The following is an 18,992-nucleotide window of genomic DNA, read 5'->3' on the forward strand; positions in this document are numbered from 1 at the left end:
AAGGCATATATTGGTAATCTCATCAGGTTGCTAATTTAAAGGTCACATTAACCCAAAAAAAGCATGAATGGCACTTGGCAAATTATTACACAATCAATCAGTGAGCCAATTCAGGCTAATTTGATGTTAGCCTCAAATATTTTGGCACAAACTGAAGCAAATCCTGTAAATATGGTGTCCCAAAATTTTACAGCAATTGCAATTTTGGACATAGTAACAGCAATTGCAATTCTAGTTGTAGGCTGGATAGTGGCTTGGATTCTCTCCAGCTTCCTTGGAGGACTATTCAAGAAGACCAAAATCGATAACAAAATTGCTGGTTGGGTAACGGGTAGTCAAGAACAAGCTCAGAATTTACCAGTGGAGAAATGGATCTCCTCTTTGATTTTCTGGATCATCATGATCTTTGTTCTGATAGCTTTCTTTGATAAGCTCAACCTGACGGCAGTTTCTCAACCTCTCAATGCCTTCCTCACAGAAATAACTAGCTTCTTACCTAATGTAGCAGCTGCCCTAATTTGGCTAGGTATTGCCTGGTTAGTGGCAACTATAGCTAAATTAGCAGTTACTAAAGGACTGAGGACATTTGGTTTAGATGACCGTCTGAACCAGCAAGTTAGTGATGGACAAACAGAAAATCAAGTGCAAATTAGCGATACTATTGCTAATGCTATCTATTGGTTGATTTTCTTGTTATTCTTGCCTGTAATCCTGGAAGCTTTACAACTACAGATTGCACTACAACCTGTTCAGAACATTGTTGACCAAATCCTGCAGTCTCTTCCCAGAATTCTCAAGGCTGTTATTCTAGCTGGAGTAGGTTGGTTAGTTGCTACTGTGGTTAAGAAAGTTGTTACTAATCTTCTGGCTGCGACAGGTGTAGACCAAATAGGTAGTAGGTTTGGTATGAGTCAAACTACTGGGGGTCAAAATCTTTCTTCCATTATTGGCACAGTTGTTTATGTTCTGATATTGATTCCTGTAGCGATCGCTGCTCTGAGCGCTCTGGATATTTTGGCCATTACTACTCCAGCAGTGGCGATGCTCAATGATATTCTGACGTTTATACCGAAAATCTTTGCTGCTGCTGTGATTTTGGTAGTTGCTTATTTTGTTGGTAGATTTGTTAGTGATTTAGTTACTAATCTTCTGACTAGCGTTGGTTTCAATAACCTTTTCAACTGGCTTGGTTTAAGTTCAACCCCACCATCTACACAACCAGCTTCTGACCCAAATGCTACTGTAATTCAGGGTGAACCTGGTACTCCTGGGGCTAAACCTACTGCACGGACTCCTTCAGAAATTGCTGGTATTGTAGCTTTTGTGGGTATTATCCTTTTTGCTACAGTTTCAGCTACCCAGATTATGGAGTTGGAAGCTCTGACCTTAATTGTCAATGTTGTAATTTATATTGCAGGTCGGGTTCTTTATGGTTTAGTAGTATTGGCTATAGGTCTATACTTGGCTAACCTTGCTTATAATTTAATCACCAGTTCTGGTAATTCTCAAGCTAGACTTTTGGGCCAGCTAGCTCGAATTGGGATTATTGTATTAGTCTCAGCTATGGCTTTGCAACAAATGGGAATTGCTCCTAGTATTGTGAATCTAGCTTTTGGACTTTTCATGGGAGCAATGGCAGTAGCTATTGCTTTAGCTTTTGGTTTAGGAGGACGAGATATTGCTTCTTCTAAAATTCAAGAATGGTTAGAGCAGTTCAAAAATCAGAAATAATAAGTAGTTAAAGCTACTGCAAAAGTATTGTATTGGGGAGAGTAGAAAGAATTTTAAAGATTTTAATCATCCTCTCTCCACCGTAAGCATTCAGCAGTCAGCTATCAGCTATCAGCTTTATTACCTGATAGTGGACAATTTAAGCTTCTTGTTCTTGTACTTCAATTCTTTGTATAAAAATGTAGTAGAAGTTAACAAAATGCTTGCTTCATTCATTAAAAAGCTGACTACGAGAGCATTCCGTAGGAAGAGCTGACTGCTAATAGCTGAATGCTTACTCTCCACCTAGTCAAAATCTCAAACTATTGCCATCCATCAATAACTAAACTATTGTGCTTTTTGTCTGCCAAAATTTCGGATAAATTATCTATTTTTTTTTCTGATAAAGTTCTTTGTAGTTTTTCTTTGAGAGGATCTAACAAAGCATAAAATGTCTCTATATTCTCTAGGTGAACCAGAACATAATTTCTGAATTCAATTTACTCATTGTTGGAAAATTAGCCTTGATCACAGAATTTTTACCTCTGTAGCAGGAATAATTAATATTTGGATATCCTCCACAGCTAAAATAAAAATATCTTCTGTTTTCTTCATAGTGAGGTAAAGTTTGAGACTAATCTATAATTTTTATTCATTCCTTGTTCCCTATTTCCTGTTCCCTATTCCCTAAAAGAATAAAACTTTGTACCTTATCAACTCGAAAACTGCTGTAATTTAATCAGGTAATTTTGCCCCGCACTCTGAAAGAAACATGATGTGTAAAATCTTTCAATGATTCAAATTATTCGTAACATTCTTCTTTCACACTTTACTATTACTCTGCAATACTATTTTTTCGTTAGTAAAGCTTTCCTGATTTTGCTATTTTGCTATTGCTGATTACTGAAATTTTTGATGTTTAACTTAGCTATTAACTCTTCCTTAATTCGACCCATAATTGAAGTTTCATCCAGAGATTCTAAAATATGACTCACTACAGCTTTTGGACCTTCTTCTCCCCAAGATGCACCATTAGCAAGATAAGTTTTGCTTACTTGTCCAATTCCATAAGATGATAAACCTGCCACTGCAGCTTGAGTTACCGCTACAGATAAATAAGGCGCTAAAGACAACCCACCAGTAGCAGGTGCAGCTAAACCCAATAATCCTTTCACAGAACTTAGTCCTAGATTTGCCACTAATTCACTAGCTGTAATGCCACCCATACTAATAGCTATCTTTTGCAGTAAATCTATTGCTCCGCTTTGGCTCATATTTATACCATACAACTTTGATAAAGTCAATATCATAGCTACATCAATTACAGCTCCACTCAGAATATCTACCACAGTTACAGGGTTAAGAGCGATCGCCATGGCTTTGGCCATTACTGCTTTCCAGATTACTTGATTAGCACTTTGTTCGCGAATTTCTATTTTCCGCCGCACCAACTGCTCGTTGACATTATCAGCATAGAGCATACTATTGAGAGCTACCAGAGATTTACCTTCTTGGTCTAAAATTTCTAATATTTTTAGCTTTAAATCTTCTATCTGGGGGTCCCCGCGCTCCATCTGTACTGTAATATTACTGTCGGGTTGTCGCAATACCTTAGCTACAAGTGGATAAGCTGCTGCCATGACTATTTCCTTGGGAGATAGTAGCTCACGGACTCGCTCATCTCGGATTTTATTGTATATAGCTAATCTATCTGCCTCTGGATACTGGTCTATTTTATTAAATACCAACAACATCGGTTTACCAGCATCTCGTAATTGGGAAAGAGCTTCATATTCTACTTGGGTAATATCTCCTGCCACAATAAACAAGAGTAAGTCTGCTTGCTTTGCCACCTGTCGGGCCATCAGTTCCCGAGTTTCTCCGTCTACTTCATCAATACCAGGAGTATCGATAAGTTCAATTTGGGATATTCTGTAAGAAACTAGAGAGGTATCAGATGAGGATTCTGTTTCTTCTAAGTTCTCTGTCCCTAATTGCCATTGCTTGATTTCTGTAGTTTTGGTAACACCATGAATTGGGCCTGTTTCAAATACTTTTTCACCTAACAAAGCATTGAGAACTGAAGATTTACCTCTTCCTACCATACCGAATACGGCAATATGTACAGAGGCTTTTTCCAGTTTTTCTAACATTGATTCTAAACCAGAAATTTCTGAGTCTAATCCGGTTCTTTCTTCGGGAGTTAAATCTATATTATCTACGATTTCTTTTAAAGCATCTTTGGCATTGCGGATGTTAAGTTCTGCTTGAATATCTGCAAAACTTAGTATTGTATTGTCTAGTTCTCGATCTAGATTCATTTCTGGATAGTTTTCATTTAATAATTAATTCCCTATTCTAGTTGTTGATTTCAACTTTATTGAATAAGGCAAAAGGCAGAAGGAGTGTTCCCTACCCACAGGGCTAATTCTTTGTCGTCAGAGAATATTTACAACTCTATATTTTTGGTTAACTAGTTCTAGCAAGATCTACGAAATTTCAAAGGATACAATTTTTCTAAGCGTGACAATAAATTAACCCTACACCGTCAACGGAGGTGCTGAAAATTGTTTGGGGTTATCATACACGCGCGTGGTCTGTCGTTGACTATGCATAAGCAATTAGACCTTCTTTCTTCTTCCTTCTTCAAATTAGACATTACTAATATCATAAAATACTAGCTAAAGCTCTATAAAATTTATTTCAACACTTCTATAATATTTGCCACTGTAAATTTTTTGCTTTAATAAAATTGTTTTTGACGTCGTGCTGCTACTACCTTTTTCTTTCGTTTTTCCTGAGAAGTTTTAAAGTACCGACGTTTTTTTTCACATTTGCAAGGATACCTGCTCTAGAAACTTGACGCTTGAATCGCCGGAAGGCCGACTCTATACCTTCGTTTTTACCTAGTAATATCAAATCCGGTTAAACAACCATAGAATGGTTAAGTTATGAGGAGTCAGGAGTCAGTCCTCAGGAGTCAGGAGAAGAAAGAATTACAAAGATGAGCGTAGTTATGACGATTGAAGATTTTTTTTATGTCCAATTAAACGGATTTGATATAACACTTGGGTCATTACTTTTTCTTTTTGTCTTTACTTAACCTATGCTTAGTATTTAACTACCCACAGCTACAAGCTAAGAGGTTATCTAATTATTTATTATTTATAATACGATAGCTAAATTAGGCAACATATTTAATCTTTTTAATGTTTACCGTATTTTTTATTTATTTTATCATTTTCTTTGTGGGTTTAATACCCCACCGTCAACGGGGGTGTTCACGCATTACTTGGGGGAGCGTAGACGCGGAGCGGCCCTTCGTTGACTATCCCCATGTAATTTTCCTCCTGTCTCCAGTATAGCTGTCTCCTGTCTCCTTCTTCAAATATTTAGATTAACTATAAGTCCATCATGTAAATGATACTTGAAAACTTTACTCTGAGCTTTATTTTAACATTGCAATATTATTCCTGATGTTAACTTAGCTTATTCTAGATTTCGGAAGCTTTAACAGCTTTTAGTAGCTCTGTTCAAGTCCCCGGTTTCTTCTATAAACCGGAAGGTGCGCGGAGGGGTTAAAATCTCCTTCTAAACATTTACTGCTGAGTGCTGAGTGCTTATTTAAAATATTCTAACGAATCAAAGATAAATCAACCCTACCAAAGTTAGTACTTAAAGCAACCTGCATATTTTCTAGAGCTTTAACTAACCACATAACTGTTTCTCTAGTATGTGATTCGTAATGGTTAAATAGTATAGAAAATCGTTTTTCTAGGTATGGTTTGACTCTATAGCAGACCAAAACTATTTTCAGTAAAAGGCCAGTAGTTGTGATCGGACCCAGGTTACTCATTAGATTGAGAAATAGAAAGTGTTGTGGTTTTTGGGTACTTTCTACAACTAGATATCCTAACATTTGATTACAAGTTCTCATCAGCAAAAAGTCATTAAACTGTTTGTCATTACTGTGAGACATAGTATTTTTTAGCTGCTTATATAGTTTATCTTGAAACTGATGCTTAATAGATTTGGAATCTACATCAAAAGATGTACTTAAATATTCATAGAAACTTTCTTTAAAAGAACGATAGGATTGAGGTTGTCTGACATGGGTTAGGAAACTTTTTGCATTATCTCGATAGTTATTACCATTTTCAACTTTACCTACAAATTTTTTAATTGCTGATAATACTTCTCGATCGCTCAAAAGAGTAGGATTTTGAATATTGTTGGTGCCTTCCCAACGAAATGCTGTCAAGTTTGAAAGTGCAGCTTCTCTTTCAGAGGCAGTTGTTACTACTCTCTGTCTAATTTTATGAGTTACATATTTGGATAAGTCTATTTCAAATTTTCTTTGTTTGTGTCGTTGAATTTTTCTGATAACTTGTTGGTGTTCATAACTACTATCTGGAGTAACTAAACAATGTTGGTATATGTAAGGATAGCGTGGAATTAGAGTTCTTAAAGGTTGAGCTAGAGCACTATTAGTGTTTCTGCAACTTCCTGTTTGTTGGTTAATTAATTCTGTTAAGCGTTTTAAGGAGAGATATTGCTCGCTTCTTGTGAATGCTTGAACCAGTTCTAATAATTTCTTACTATTATGAGAACCGTAGTAGTGGCGACGTGCTGGTTGATTTTCAACTCGAGCGAAAAGCTTCATTAAGTCTAGTAAAACATCTTTTTTATAGTTATAGGGTTGTTTTCTATTGATAACTATATGACAGCAGCGATTTAAGATAAAATTAAAATCTTCTTCAATTTCTGGCAATGCTGTAATTCTATCTAGTGCTTGAGATATTTCTCTGTCAGGATATCCCGAACCATTAATAAATAACATTCTAAATCTTTCAATTACTTCTTTTGAAGACTTTAGATCTATCAATTGGATAAAATGGTTATAGATATTTTGTTCATCTTGAGATTTGTATTTGTTATATTCGTCCATAAGATTTTTCATTTTATATACTTCCTACCTACTTTAAGATTTTTATCTTCTAGGGCTAGTTTGACGATTAATTAGCGTCTATAGTTTGTATAAAATTGTATATTTAATTCCAAATTTTAGGTTGATATTTACTTTACTATACTAGGTATAATTTTTATCTATAACTCAGTATTAAAACCCTTAGATTATTCTATACCTAACATCGATACCCTACAGTTGACTAAAACCCATAACTTTCATTATCTTAAAAATTTACTGAATTTGTGTGAAGTTTCAGTAAAGATTTTGCTTGATTAAAAACTCTCCTACATCGGTCAATTTTGATTTTACTGATTTATTAGTAGCATCTACTTCCAACTCCATACAAATTTTTCGTTACTGATTGTCATATACATAAGATAGTCTAAATTTTATTAATCCTTGCTCGGCAAAGTTTTAGTTATTTTGTCTGGTGTCAGCTCTAAATTATGACAAAATTTACCAAACTTAAAAAAAATTTTTCCCCTAGAGAATTATTTATACTTTTTATTTTTTCCTGATTGCTCAGTTAGCTCCCAAAAAATAAATTGACTTCAAAAATAATAAATACTCTAATATAATTGTTATACATATTTGAGTAGGACTGCCAATCGTTATGGTCTGTCACATTACCTTATCTCAATTAATTGAAATCTTGGCTGCTACAACACTTAAAAATTTTCAGATTCCTGAAAAAACATTAATTACAGGCATAAATACAGACACTCGTAACTTACAATCTGGTGAAGGATTTGTGGCATTACGAGGTGAAAAGTTTGATGGCCATAAATTTGTGAAACAGGCAATAGAAAAAGGGGCTTCTTGCATCATTGTTGAGGAAGAATATACCTTAAAGAATAGAGTTACACAAGAGTCAAATAGCGTAACTATATTACAAGTAGAAAATACTTTAGAAGCTTACCAAAAAATTGCTCGTTGGTGGCGAGATCGGTTTGCTATTCCTGTAATTGCGGTCACAGGTTCAGTTGGTAAAACTACTACTAAGGAATTAATTGCTAAAGTCTTGGCTATTCAGGGTCAAGTGCTGAAAACTGAAGCTAACTATAATAATGAAATAGGTGTGCCTAAAACTCTACTAAGACTTTCCTCTGATGATAATTATGCTGTGGTGGAGATGGCAATGCGAGGACCAGGGGAAATAGCAGAATTAACACATATTGCCAATCCGACAATTGGCTTAATTACTAATGTTGGTACTGCTCATATTGGTCGTTTGGGTTCTGTTGAAGCGATCGCTGAAGCTAAGTGTGAATTATTAAGAGAAATGTCTAATAATAGTATTGCTATTCTAAATTATGATAATCAACGGTTGATAGAAACTGCGGCTAAGTTTTGGTCTGGAGAAACTTTTACTTATGGTTTAGAAGGTGGAGATTTACAAGGAAATTTAATTGATTCTCAAACTATAAATGTTGAGGGTTTAGATTTACCTTTGCCTTTACCTGGTAGTCATAATGCTTCTAATTATTTGGCGGCTTTGGCTGTATTTAAGGTAATTCATGGTCAAAGTATTTCTACCAAAAATTTATTCCAACCTTTGATTAATAATTTGTCGGTTCAATTACCTGAAGGTAGGGCAAAAAGATACAATTTAGATAATGATATTGTAATTTTAGATGAAACTTATAATGCTGGATTAGAGTCGATGATTGCTGCTCTAAATTTGTTAGTTGAAACTCCGGGAAAACGTCATATTGCTGTGTTAGGAACGATGAAAGAATTAGGAGATAAATCAGTTCTATTTCATCAACAAGTTGGGAATGTTGTCAGGAATTTGAATATTGATGGTTTATTTATTTTGGCAGATTTTGAAGAGGCACAGGCAATGGCTATTGGTGCTGCTGGTTTGCAGTTTATAGAGGTAGAAAATATTAGTTCTAATGATGTTCATCAGAAATTAGCAACACATTTGCAGGATTTTTTACAACCAGGCGATCGGGTTCTTTTTAAGGCTTCTCATTCTGTGGCACTTAATCAAGTTGTTGAGATTTTAATAAATAAGTAATGTATTTATAGCACAGGCATCTTGCCTGTTACAGTTGTATCTTAACTGATATAAAGCACCCTGGAATATTAAATCCATATTTGTTCTTGACTGTATTAAATATGAAATTTTTAAGAAGCAGACCAACCTCACAAATCAGAGCGATTTTCAGCGTGGGTTGAAAGCTCTATCCCAGCTAAAGTAGTAGTTAGAGCTTTCTTGTCACCCTTAAAACTCCGTTTCTCAGGCGTTGCAAGTCCCTTAGTCCAAACTAGTGCAGGATGACGGAAATAACTGACCAGTTATAAAATCCTAAAACAATTACAAATCAAAAATGATTGACTTTTAAATGCATGACTTTTAGAGCTGATTTATAAAGTAAATATTAAGAGGCTGAATTTCTGTCAATACAAGGGTTTTGGGAGTTATAGTCCAATAATACCTAAATCCCTGAGAGTTAGATGAAATAAGGGTTTTAGCTAAGTTTACAAATCAGCTCTTAACTTCCGCGTAGCGGCAGTAGAGTTTCACCCCTCACCCCCGAAAGTTGGCGGCGGCAGCAGGCCAGTTTTTATTGGCGCGGGCAATATTGCCTGGAATATCACGTTCCCAGCGATCGCGAACCCTTAAACTGAAATTGAGATATAGCCTCCCTTCGACAATGCTCCATGCTTCTGGAACGATAGGAGCAGTGTATCCATTGGCAACGGCAAAAGCACAGAAACCGCCATACTGCGGAGCATATTGCTCTGGGTTTGCTGCAAACAAGTCGCGATTTTTGGCACTGGAAAACCACCAGTTGACACCCATCCAGTTGTGAGTAAATTGTTTATTTCCTTGGACAGGTTTACCTACTTGAAAATACGCAACTGGGTCAGCACCTCGAATGGCAACTCCGTTTTCCGCAAAAATCGGCTCTGTGACATTGGCAATTTGAGATTCATCAGCCTTGTTGGACGATACGGCAATAGCAGGTGGTACAGGATTGGTTGATAGTTCCACTGATGGCTGAGAGGAATCTTTCGTTTGTAGGGAAGCACACCCTATGACCAACCCGAAACTAACTGAAGACAGGACAAAATATCGACGTTTCATTTAACTTTTTCTCAAAAGGATTTTGGGATTGCAGGACCGACATCCTTAACTTAGGTCAGTCAACTGAGCAGACTGTGAGAAATTCCTGAAACTCTTTTCATATTGATACTCCCCGCTCTAAAGATACGGAGATTCTTAAGCAATCCAAAACTGGATTCTTAAAGGCATTATCAAACTACCTCTACTGACTCCTTCGAGAGAAAACTCCAAAGTTGTCGCTACTTTTTTGAGAATATTAGCTGCTCCATTCACATCAGCATTTACTAATACCAAATTCAAAAAAGGCAGTTACATCTTAATTTGTGATTTATTCCTAAAAGAAAAAATTATAAATTCCATAAATTATAAAATTTGCACCTTTTTTCCTCGTTAATATTTATGTTTTTCTTTCTCTGTTCCCAGCTCCGGTGTTCCCTGTTCCCTGTGTCCTCACGCTTTGCAATATTTGATGAAATTGGTATAACAAACCGTTTTTGGTTTGATATAAACCTCTCTGTACTCGCTTTCCTGACGGCGTCCAGCTCTCGGGTTTTTCACGCCCTGTTGGGCAGGAAATCATCATCTAAAAAACTTGCTTGCGAGGTGTAAGATTCTTCAGTTTCAATAAACTCTATGCCGTACAATTCCCATAACTTACTAATTCGTTCTTTGAGTTTAGCTGTGGGAATTTGCACAAATTTTTGATTGTTTTTGGCTCCAATGTTAATAGCATTTTTTTGCCCCTTATTCCATCCAAAAACAATCCTACCAATACCATTTTCTAAGCAGTTATTTATAACTAATCTGGCCGCTTTATTCACAGCATGGCGCATTTGTCTGTTGCGTTTTTCAGTTATATTGGCTAACTTTTTTGACCAGAATCATTGAGGTTTGTTCTCTTTAATTGTTGCTATTTTTTTGTGATACCACTGGTTAAGTGATTTTAAATGTTTGCCATCTACAATCAAGCTTGTTCCTACATTGCTAACCCAAGTTAACCAATTACCAACTCCGTGGTCAATACCGAGAACTTTATCCCTGTCAAGTTCAGGTTAATCGACCTATAACTGATAAACCCACTCAACATAAAAGCAACCATTACGAGGTAGAATCCTTATTTCTCGAATTTTTTTAAACTCAAGATTGCTGGGAAAATTTAGCCAAAAACTATCAACTGAAATAGCTTTAACTTTTTTCCCCAGAGGTACTCTCACCTGGTTTCCTTTCAGTCTCAAAGCTTGTTTTGGATAAGTTATAACTCCTAGTCCTCCCTTTTTTCGATATTTGGGAAGTTGAGGTTTATTTTTCAGTTTTCCTAGATAGTGTTTGTAGGAAAGCTCCTTGTAGGACTTAAAAGACTCTGTTACTCCTCTCAAGGTTTGCTGTGCTGCTTGAGAATGAAGAAATTGATAATTATGATTTGACTTTAATTGCTTCTCTAAGTCGTGTTTTCCCGTGATTTATCCCTACTTAGGGTTTGCTGAAAAAGTCTTATGGGTGAGGGTAGGAGACAGCTATAATGGAGACAGGAGACAGGAGAAAAGGTTCGGGAGCGAGGAGGTAGGAGTAAGAACTGTAAGAATGATTTTTCTGCCCAACTATGAGCCTAAAATACTAACTTTTTGAGCATGAAGAGCTGAAAACCAGGCACTTTTTTAGACCCCAAAAAGGCTAAAACCTTTATCTGTAAATACTTTTAGATTTAATCAGCAAGCCCTACTTAAAATACCATTGTCTAGCCAAATAAATCCCACAATTAATAAGTCGGTTAACCGTGGTACATAAGTATTCTAAAAACGGGATATTTTCTGAACTTTTAATTAGCTCTTGCTGACATCCATACATCTTTATCACTTTTATGTTTTTATAATAAAATTAACATTAAAGGATAAAAAATAACAACTTTTTTAGGCGATTAAAATCGCCCGTTCATTTTTCATCCACGCTTTAAAAAGATGTGGCTTTCAAACTTTCTTCCTTCTTCCGTAATGTTCTGAGTTAAATAAAAGAAGAAATTAGAAACTTGACTCATTATCATTGGTTGAATTTTCTTTGATTGATTAAGGGGGGTATGGCAACCGAATTTAGAATAAATTATCGGATTCTTTCAGTATTTCATTTTTGATTTCAGACTTAATTCGGTAACTTCTAGCCTTTAACTTCTGACTTCAACTATAATCCCCACCAGAACCATATTGCCATTGTTCAATCCAACGACGATAATAATAATTTTGCACCAGAGGAATTTTTGTCACTAAAAACCCCATCATATTTCCTATAGGAGATAATAAACTAAAAATTCCCAAATTAAAATAATGTCTCATCCAATCTAATAAATTTCCAATGCCAACTTGAGGAATAATTTTAATGACTAAACCTGGTTGCTTCAAAGAAGTCATAAATAAAGTTTGTGCTAAAGCAGGAAACTGCACCACATCTTGTAGAAAAGGTGTAAGTACAAATTCCCCTAATTTATCCATTACCTGAAATACACCTGCCAATAGTTGATTAATTTGATTTGGTTCAACTTTTTGGTCTATCCCTACACTCATAGAACGTTGAAACAACCAAGTGACTGATATACTAGGCTGATAAGGTTGCAAAAGTGCTAGAGCATTTGAAGAAAGATTATCAGTTTGGAGAGCTTCATCAATACCCCCGGTTAGACGTTTCAAGTGACGTACCATAGCTCCAAAACCGCCAAAACTAAGAGGAGACTGACTCCCGCTACTATCTCCCACTGGCAAAATACGATTCCAAGGAGTTTGAAGAGGACTTTGACGATAACAAGGAAAAAAACCAAACAGGGCACGTTGGAATGTAAGTTGACTAAGCTCCACTTTTTGATATTCAGGCAATAAGCGGAGATATTCTTCAAAGAATGATTCTAGGGAAATTCTATCTGGATGAGCATCTAAATAGGTAAATAGATAAGTAGTTCGTCCATCTCTAGCAGGAAATGCTTCCCAAAAGTATTGACATTGGTTTTTTATAGGAGTGAATGAGGCAAAAATGTCTCCTGTATCGTTTTTTGGGTATCCAGTGGCACAAGTACCAACTACTAGACAGACAGCATCAGGTTTTTTGCCTTGGCGTACTTGTTTCACAATAGGAGAAAAATGCCCCATTGCATCTAGGAGCAGTCGAGCTTTGAATGATTGGCCACTACTAACCTGAATGTCGATACCATCTGGATGAATGGTTGCTGCTTCGTAAGCTGTGTTTTCAAATAGTTGACCACCTGCTTCCAGGAAACGCTGTTTGAGAGTTTCTAGGAGGTAAACTGGATCTACACCAATATTGAGAACATCTTTGACCCAAATATCCTTGCTCTCTGGAAAGCTAATTCGCGCAGGGTTATATTCAGTGGCGATCGCTGTTTCTAATTCTTCTGAGGAGAGAAGATTTAATTCTATAAATGTTTCTAGTTCTTTGCGGGATATGTTCCATTCTTGTTTTCTCCCTTTGAGGATACCTCGTTCTAACAGAGCTACCCGCCAACCTTTTTTTGCTAAGGTTGCTCCAATAAGTATACCCAGAGTTCCACCACAAATTACTACATCCCAGTCTAAAGTGTTTAATAATTGAGTTTCTTTTTTCACAGTAGTAGGAATAGAAATATTGTCTTCTCGAAGGTTTTGCCAAACCTGGTCAGCTTTCCGCAGACCTTGTAAAGGACTTCCCGGAATTTGCGAGAGAATTTGTTCTGTTAAGGACATAATTTTTTTGATTAATTTTTGCCGTAATTATTTTATTGCTGATTTTTAAATATTCATTCAAATTATAAGCAATTTTGACGTTGCTGATTTGAGGTATGAAATCCTACTTTAGGTAAATTTTCAGCCAAAATAATAGTGCAAATTATACCTATTTCTTCCTATTTAGTCTCCGAAAAACTCCTTTTTATCTACTGAATCGCTCCTGATGAATCCTGTTAACTAGCTATCAGCTTTTCCGTTCCGGAATGCGACCCTTGCCAGCATTTAGTTGTCAGCTAAAAATTCGATGGTTTAAGTCCCCCCATTATATTTGAAAAAATTAGTGGTGCGTGTTAATTGGGGTTTTAATCCCCCATTATAAACCTTGAAAAGCTGACTGCTGATAGCTGAGTGCTGACTCCTACTTCAAATCATACATTTATTCACCAACGCCGTAATTTTATATGACAATTTCAATATAATTGTCATCTTTGTTATGAGTTTAAATAATTACAAAACAGATTTTTAGTTTGGAAGGCTTTTTTAGTAATTTGAAGTATTATAAGATTTTGCTTAACTATATTTAATATAACTATAACCATTTTTATTAATTGGTTAAGAAGCGTTGCACAGTAGACATCTCCAAAAATCAAAAATAAAATCAATTCTCACACATAAATTATCAATTATTTCTCCCTACTGCCTACTGCCTACTGCCTACTGCCTCTTTTCTGGAGATGTCTAGTGACTAATGATTTTTGATTGAATTAGATTTTGAATTTGAGAATTGCTAGAATTATTAATATTAGGTTTTTTTTAGTCAAACTCTAAACTAATTTTTGGCAATATTATTCCATAATTTGCAACCTCGTTAAGATAATTATATTGATACTATAGCAATCCTAAATTGGTTGTGACAATTTTTATAATAGCTAATTTGAACTGAAAACTTTTAAAATTATGACTCTTGACTCCTGAATCCTGTAGGGGCGAATGGCCATTCGCCCCTACCACCAAAATATTACAAGTTAAATAGGATTGCTATATTTATGATTATTTTTAATAATTATTCAATTTCATCTAAGGTAACTTATAACATTTCTCCAAAGTAATACTATAGTTGATCACTATTGCCTCTACTTCATATAGGGATTATTTCAGATATTTACACCTAAATCTCGAAGTAAATTCAACCCTATTTTTGTTATTTTTACCCACTTAACTTTTAAAATAGATGTAAAGAAACTCAATTTTTTTGCATTGTACACCTAATTTAATTAGATTATCTCATCATTACTATCTGATAACTGAGAGCAAATAACAGTTTCAATCCTAAGACAATTCAGTTGTTTCTAATCGCTCTTAACTTACTTAAAACCGATCAAAATTATACCTGACAAAGTTAAAAATAGGTTCACCCATGTTTAGGTATTTTTGAAGATAAAAATACTCAAATTTGTCAACTTGTCTTTCAAAGTCTATTTGCTGCCAAAAACTAGGTTTCAAATACTGTAGATGACTCTAGTTTTTTGCAGCACTTTGGAATACCTAGATGATGATAATCGCAGATTTTAGAGACCATTACGATTACTACAAAATTTATCTATTCTTCCTCATTATTTTCATCTTCTTTTTCTACTTCTATATTAATCTGCCTAAGATGAATATGTTTATGTCCTAACTGGATAATAAATTCATCCCCTGGTTTTAATCCCATTTCTTGTGTATAGTTAGCGCCTATTACTAACTGTCCATTTCTATGAACACAAGCACGGTAAGTAGCAGCACGCCCTCTTCCATCTTTAACATTGTTATCATCTAAATTTAGCCCCTTTGCCTGTAAAACAGCATCGTAGAACTTAGCAAGATTTACTCGTTTCTGCTTATCTTTTGTAGTTGAATAATATCCGCAAGCAATAGCAGTATCTTTCTTTGACTTGTGGGAGAGTTCTTTTACTTTCTTCAACAATGCTTTACCAGTCAGTGGAGTATTTGATTGTTCTGAAGTATTTAATTTTTCTGTTGTTGTTTTAGCCATCTTCTCCATCTACTTAAAATATTCTTCCATAAACTTTAACACTTACGTCGTCTAATATCAAGCCTATTTAACGTTTTCTTTGAGGATATTATCTAATATCAACTTCAGCGGAGCAACCAACCCTTAAAATCAGACTGTTTTAAGATGTAAAAAAACTAATGATTAATAGTTATGTACTACTTACCAAATAATTAAGTTTTCAAGACTCCGATTTCAATAATAAATAAATCAAATAAATTATGTTCGTCAATCATATCCATTTTCAGGATAGGTAATTATTAATTATTAATTGTTAATTGTTAATTATTTATAGTTAACTGTTTGATGATTTTTGCCTTTGTATAAATTGTGATTTAAATAATTCAAATTTATTTTTTCCCCAGCAATATATCCAAAAGAAAAACCTAAATCATTATTAACGGCAGTCGATTTCTGAATTTTACATTTTACACCTTCTTGCTTTAAATATACTTGAATAGCTAAAGAATATTTTTCAAACATTGAGCGTACAACCATAGCAGATGCCGAATTTCGATCGTCACTACTAGCAATACCTTTTTCCTCCATGGATTTTCGTCTTTGCTCTAATCTCTGTCTTAATCTAGTTGCACAACCAACTCGAAAAGCATTAATAAAAGTTCTTCCTTTACCCCTATGTTGTTTTACTAAACTGTCAACTACAGCAGTTAAATATTCATAAAGTGATTTAGAAACTGTAATATTAGTTTCTGTTCCTACTAATCTCATTTCACCACTGTAAGTAGAACGCATTGCTTGACATCCATTAGCATTAGCAATTCCTGCTAAAATCCACATTTTCCAGGTAACATAACGACCTGTTCTATCAATAATACCCTTAGTAATATCTTCATCCTTTTCTTTTCCTAAATCTGCTACAGATAAATTATGTTGAGCTAATAATTCTGCTGCCTTCTCAGCCGCTAATGCAGCTTCATGTTCATTAGGTGAATTGGCAAGAGCTAGGAGTTTACTAATCTTTTCCAGGAGATTCTTATTGACCATTTCTCTCAGCTTATTTCTAATGCTTTATTATAAATTTTTTATTATGCAACTATACTTACTCAATGTAATATTTATGGTGTTGCTGATGCGTAGGTATGATTTGTATTTGTTGGCGATAATGCTCTGCATAGCTACCGCGAACGCTAAACTATTAAATGACAAATACTTGATGTTATTCAGTTTTTATTTTCATACCTTGATTCAGCAATGGGATATTTACTAGATATTATGGTTTGTTTCAGAATAATTTTTTTTGATTATATTTAATTTTTCACAATTATTCTGTAGTGAATATCATATAGATTATGATAGTAATTAGCTTTGATGTAATCCTATATAATCAAAATTTATCAAGCTATAAATAACTTTATTGAATTACAAAATGCTATGGCTTCATAACTATCAAACTTTCAAAAATGTGTTTTAGTATAATTCAACAAATGCTATTTTACTATAGTGCTTAAAACAGTGTTTTATTGAGTGATACATATCCAAATTTATTGTCTATTTTTTGTCCTCTAAATCCCAATTTTTTATCTCATCCAACTGATAAAAGCTATAGGTAGTGCTGCATTGTAATGGTCGTGCATTGTCCGACAATTTTTGTTACGAGGCACGGCAGTGGGAGTCTCTTGCTGCCGTACCTGGTATTTCTGTTTGCTGTATACCACTACGCTCCGCAGGACTACCAAGCTATAAACTACATTTAATTTTGCTTCGAGCGATGCTTGATCGCTTATACCGTTTCACTAAAGTCAGAAGTCAGAAGTGATATTTTAGGTATTTAAAACCTCTACTCTACAGTAATTTCTGTTTATTATTTGACTTCATCAGTTACCAACTATTGGTGACATTATTTTAAGTGAATTGGTATTACAACATCACTTCCTGATATTTTTAATAACTCTATGGTAAATTTTATCCAGAAAAGTTTTGAATTATATAAAAGCTGAAAGATAATTTTCTTCCAGCTCTATACTTATGTCAATTAATTATAACAGATAAAATCTATATCCTTTAAACTTAGTCAGCATTTTCTCGATACCATTCAATTGTATTCTTCAGTCCTTGCTTAAAATCTACATTAGCAACAAAACCAAACTTTTCTTTTGCTTTTTGTGTATCTAAACATCGCCTAGGTTGACCATTAGGTTTATCAGTTTCCCAAACTAATTCTCCCTTGAAATCCATTAATTCACAAATTAACTCTACTAAATCACGAATCTTTACTTCATGATTAGTTCCTAAATTAATAGGATCAGATTCATTGTAAAATTGAGTTGCCATAACAATTGCTCTTGCAGCATCTGTAGAGTATAAAAATTCACGACTAGGACTACCATCACCCCAAACAGGTAATTTTTTATCTCCTCTAACTTGAGCTTCATGTACTTTCCGAATTAAAGCAGGAATTACATGGGAACTCTTAGGATCGAAATTATCTTCAGGTCCGTACAAGTTAACAGGTAACAGATAAACACCATTAAAACCATACTGTTGACGATAAGCATCCAGTTGAACTAAAAGAGCTTTCTTGGCAATACCATAAGGAGCATTAGTTTCTTCTGGATAACCATTCCAAAGGTCTTCTTCTTTAAAAGGAACCGGAGTAAATTTAGGATAAGCACATATCGAACCCACACAAACAAATTTTTCTACATTTGCTTTATAAGCACAATCAATTAATTGCACTCCCATCATCAAATTATCGTAAAATAACTCACCAGGTTTTTCCTTATTCAGACCAATACCCCCTACATGAGCAGCAAGGTGAATTATAATATCCTGTTCTTGGACAGCTTTTTGGCAAGCTTCCAGAGTCCTAAGGTCATAATCACGCGATCGCGGTACAGTAATCTTATCAGGATTAGCTCCTGCTTTATGAAGTTGATCTATAACTTGGCGTCCAAGAAAACCCGATCCACCTGTTACCAAAATTCTCTTGTTTTCTAACTCTAATTTACTCATTAAAAACCTCCAAGATTGATACTAATTAGACTTTAGCTTTAAGGTATTGTGGATTAAAATCAGCCCAATAAAAATACGGTTATACTATAGGTCTTAGAGATAGAAAAATCTCTTATTTCCTATTACTGGGATTTAATTGCTACTCAAGATTTTTCCAGCTTTAGGGTGTAGAAGAAATTTTGGCTTTCCTGAGATGATATATAGCGGTGCAAGTCAAAAGTTATAAGGTAATATCTGAGAGAGTTTTCGATGCCCAAATGCTTCCCTAGGGGATGCTACCCATTCATGTCGCGCAGCGTGTCAAACCATTTTGCTCTGCAACATTAAAAGCGTTTGCGGAGCATGACCTAGGAAAGCTTTCCGCCTGCAAAAAAGCAAACAGGATTTACCAATGTCCAAGTCCTATATGCATAGTGCTATAGAAGAAAATTTGACAATTTAAATTTTACCAAAAATTTAGGAATTATATCCAGCATTTGTACAGTCATAATCTCATAGACCTTAACTGTT

The 18,992-nt window shown here is 34.9% G+C and carries 14 protein-coding genes and 2 pseudogenes; 4 read left to right on the plus strand and 12 right to left on the minus strand.

Annotation, left to right across the window (positions count from 1 at the left end):
* Nucleotides 1-63 precede the first annotated feature (63 nt).
* On the plus strand, nt 64-1,731 hold the full coding sequence (locus F6K18_RS22060; protein WP_287524090.1) for a mechanosensitive ion channel: 1,668 nt from the start codon (nt 64-66) through the stop codon (nt 1,729-1,731).
* A gap of 302 nt (nt 1,732-2,033) precedes the next feature.
* Here the strand turns inward: F6K18_RS22060 and F6K18_RS37350 are convergent, their stop codons facing one another.
* The 4 genes and pseudogenes from F6K18_RS37350 to F6K18_RS22075 form a co-directional block, all read right to left on the minus strand.
* Nucleotides 2,034-2,210, minus strand: a complete 177-nt coding sequence (locus F6K18_RS37350; protein ID WP_375341337.1) for a hypothetical protein — start codon at nt 2,208-2,210, stop codon at nt 2,034-2,036.
* Between the two features lie 390 nt (nt 2,211-2,600).
* Complete coding sequence (locus F6K18_RS22065) at nt 2,601-4,031, minus strand: GTP-binding protein (protein ID WP_287524092.1); 1,431 nt, start codon at nt 4,029-4,031, stop codon at nt 2,601-2,603.
* Nucleotides 4,032-4,453: 422 nt separating this feature from the next.
* Nucleotides 4,454-4,629, minus strand: a pseudogene (rpsU, locus tag F6K18_RS22070) (30S ribosomal protein S21).
* A gap of 715 nt (nt 4,630-5,344) precedes the next feature.
* Nucleotides 5,345-6,670, minus strand: coding sequence for a hypothetical protein (locus F6K18_RS22075; protein WP_287524095.1), 1,326 nt, complete (start codon nt 6,668-6,670; stop codon nt 5,345-5,347).
* A gap of 622 nt (nt 6,671-7,292) precedes the next feature.
* On the opposite strand from F6K18_RS22075, the gene murF reads away from it, so the two are divergent.
* Entirely contained in the window at nt 7,293-8,702 is a 1,410-nt protein-coding gene (gene murF / locus F6K18_RS22080; RefSeq protein ID WP_287524098.1) for a UDP-N-acetylmuramoyl-tripeptide--D-alanyl-D-alanine ligase, read from the plus strand.
* A 513-nt stretch (nt 8,703-9,215) separates the two neighbouring features.
* Here the strand turns inward: murF and F6K18_RS22085 are convergent.
* From F6K18_RS22085 to F6K18_RS22100, 4 genes and pseudogenes are all read right to left on the minus strand, one after another.
* A complete protein-coding gene (locus F6K18_RS22085) occupies nt 9,216-9,776 on the minus strand; it encodes a YHS domain-containing (seleno)protein (protein ID WP_287524099.1) in 561 nt (186 codons plus the stop codon).
* A 135-nt stretch (nt 9,777-9,911) separates the two neighbouring features.
* Entirely contained in the window at nt 9,912-10,049 is a 138-nt protein-coding gene (locus F6K18_RS22090; protein ID WP_287524101.1) for a hypothetical protein, read from the minus strand.
* 260 nt (nt 10,050-10,309) lie between these two features.
* Complete coding sequence (locus tag F6K18_RS22095) at nt 10,310-10,588, minus strand: IS200/IS605 family accessory protein TnpB-related protein (protein ID WP_287524103.1); 279 nt, start codon at nt 10,586-10,588, stop codon at nt 10,310-10,312.
* A 48-nt stretch (nt 10,589-10,636) separates the two neighbouring features.
* Nucleotides 10,637-10,783: pseudogene (locus F6K18_RS22100) on the minus strand (RNA-guided endonuclease TnpB family protein); the annotation flags it as partial.
* 427 nt (nt 10,784-11,210) lie between these two features.
* On the opposite strand from F6K18_RS22100, the gene F6K18_RS22105 reads away from it, so the two are divergent.
* Entirely contained in the window at nt 11,211-11,381 is a 171-nt protein-coding gene (locus F6K18_RS22105) for a hypothetical protein (protein ID WP_287524106.1), read from the plus strand.
* A gap of 542 nt (nt 11,382-11,923) precedes the next feature.
* Here the strand turns inward: F6K18_RS22105 and F6K18_RS22110 are convergent.
* From F6K18_RS22110 to F6K18_RS22120, 3 genes are all read right to left on the minus strand, one after another.
* Nucleotides 11,924-13,474: an FAD-binding oxidoreductase gene (locus F6K18_RS22110; protein ID WP_287524108.1), complete on the minus strand. Its 1,551-nt coding sequence runs from the start codon at nt 13,472-13,474 to the stop codon at nt 11,924-11,926.
* A gap of 1,582 nt (nt 13,475-15,056) precedes the next feature.
* Nucleotides 15,057-15,491: an AbrB family transcriptional regulator gene (locus tag F6K18_RS22115; protein ID WP_287524110.1), complete on the minus strand. Its 435-nt coding sequence runs from the start codon at nt 15,489-15,491 to the stop codon at nt 15,057-15,059.
* A gap of 303 nt (nt 15,492-15,794) precedes the next feature.
* Entirely contained in the window at nt 15,795-16,514 is a 720-nt protein-coding gene (locus F6K18_RS22120; RefSeq protein ID WP_287524111.1) for a DUF2786 domain-containing protein, read from the minus strand.
* 565 nt (nt 16,515-17,079) lie between these two features.
* Between F6K18_RS22120 and F6K18_RS22125 the strand changes: the two genes are divergently transcribed.
* Nucleotides 17,080-17,286 (plus strand): hypothetical protein, encoded by a 207-nt coding sequence (locus tag F6K18_RS22125; protein ID WP_287524113.1) that lies wholly within the window; start codon nt 17,080-17,082, stop codon nt 17,284-17,286.
* Nucleotides 17,287-17,537: 251 nt separating this feature from the next.
* Here the strand turns inward: F6K18_RS22125 and F6K18_RS22130 are convergent, their stop codons facing one another.
* Nucleotides 17,538-18,482 (minus strand): GDP-L-fucose synthase, encoded by a 945-nt coding sequence (locus tag F6K18_RS22130; protein ID WP_124147616.1) that lies wholly within the window; start codon nt 18,480-18,482, stop codon nt 17,538-17,540.
* Nucleotides 18,483-18,992 lie beyond the last annotated feature (510 nt).

This window comes from Okeania sp. SIO2C2 (assembly GCF_010692625.1).
In the GTDB taxonomy this organism is placed as follows: domain Bacteria; phylum Cyanobacteriota; class Cyanobacteriia; order Cyanobacteriales; family Microcoleaceae; genus Okeania; species Okeania hirsuta.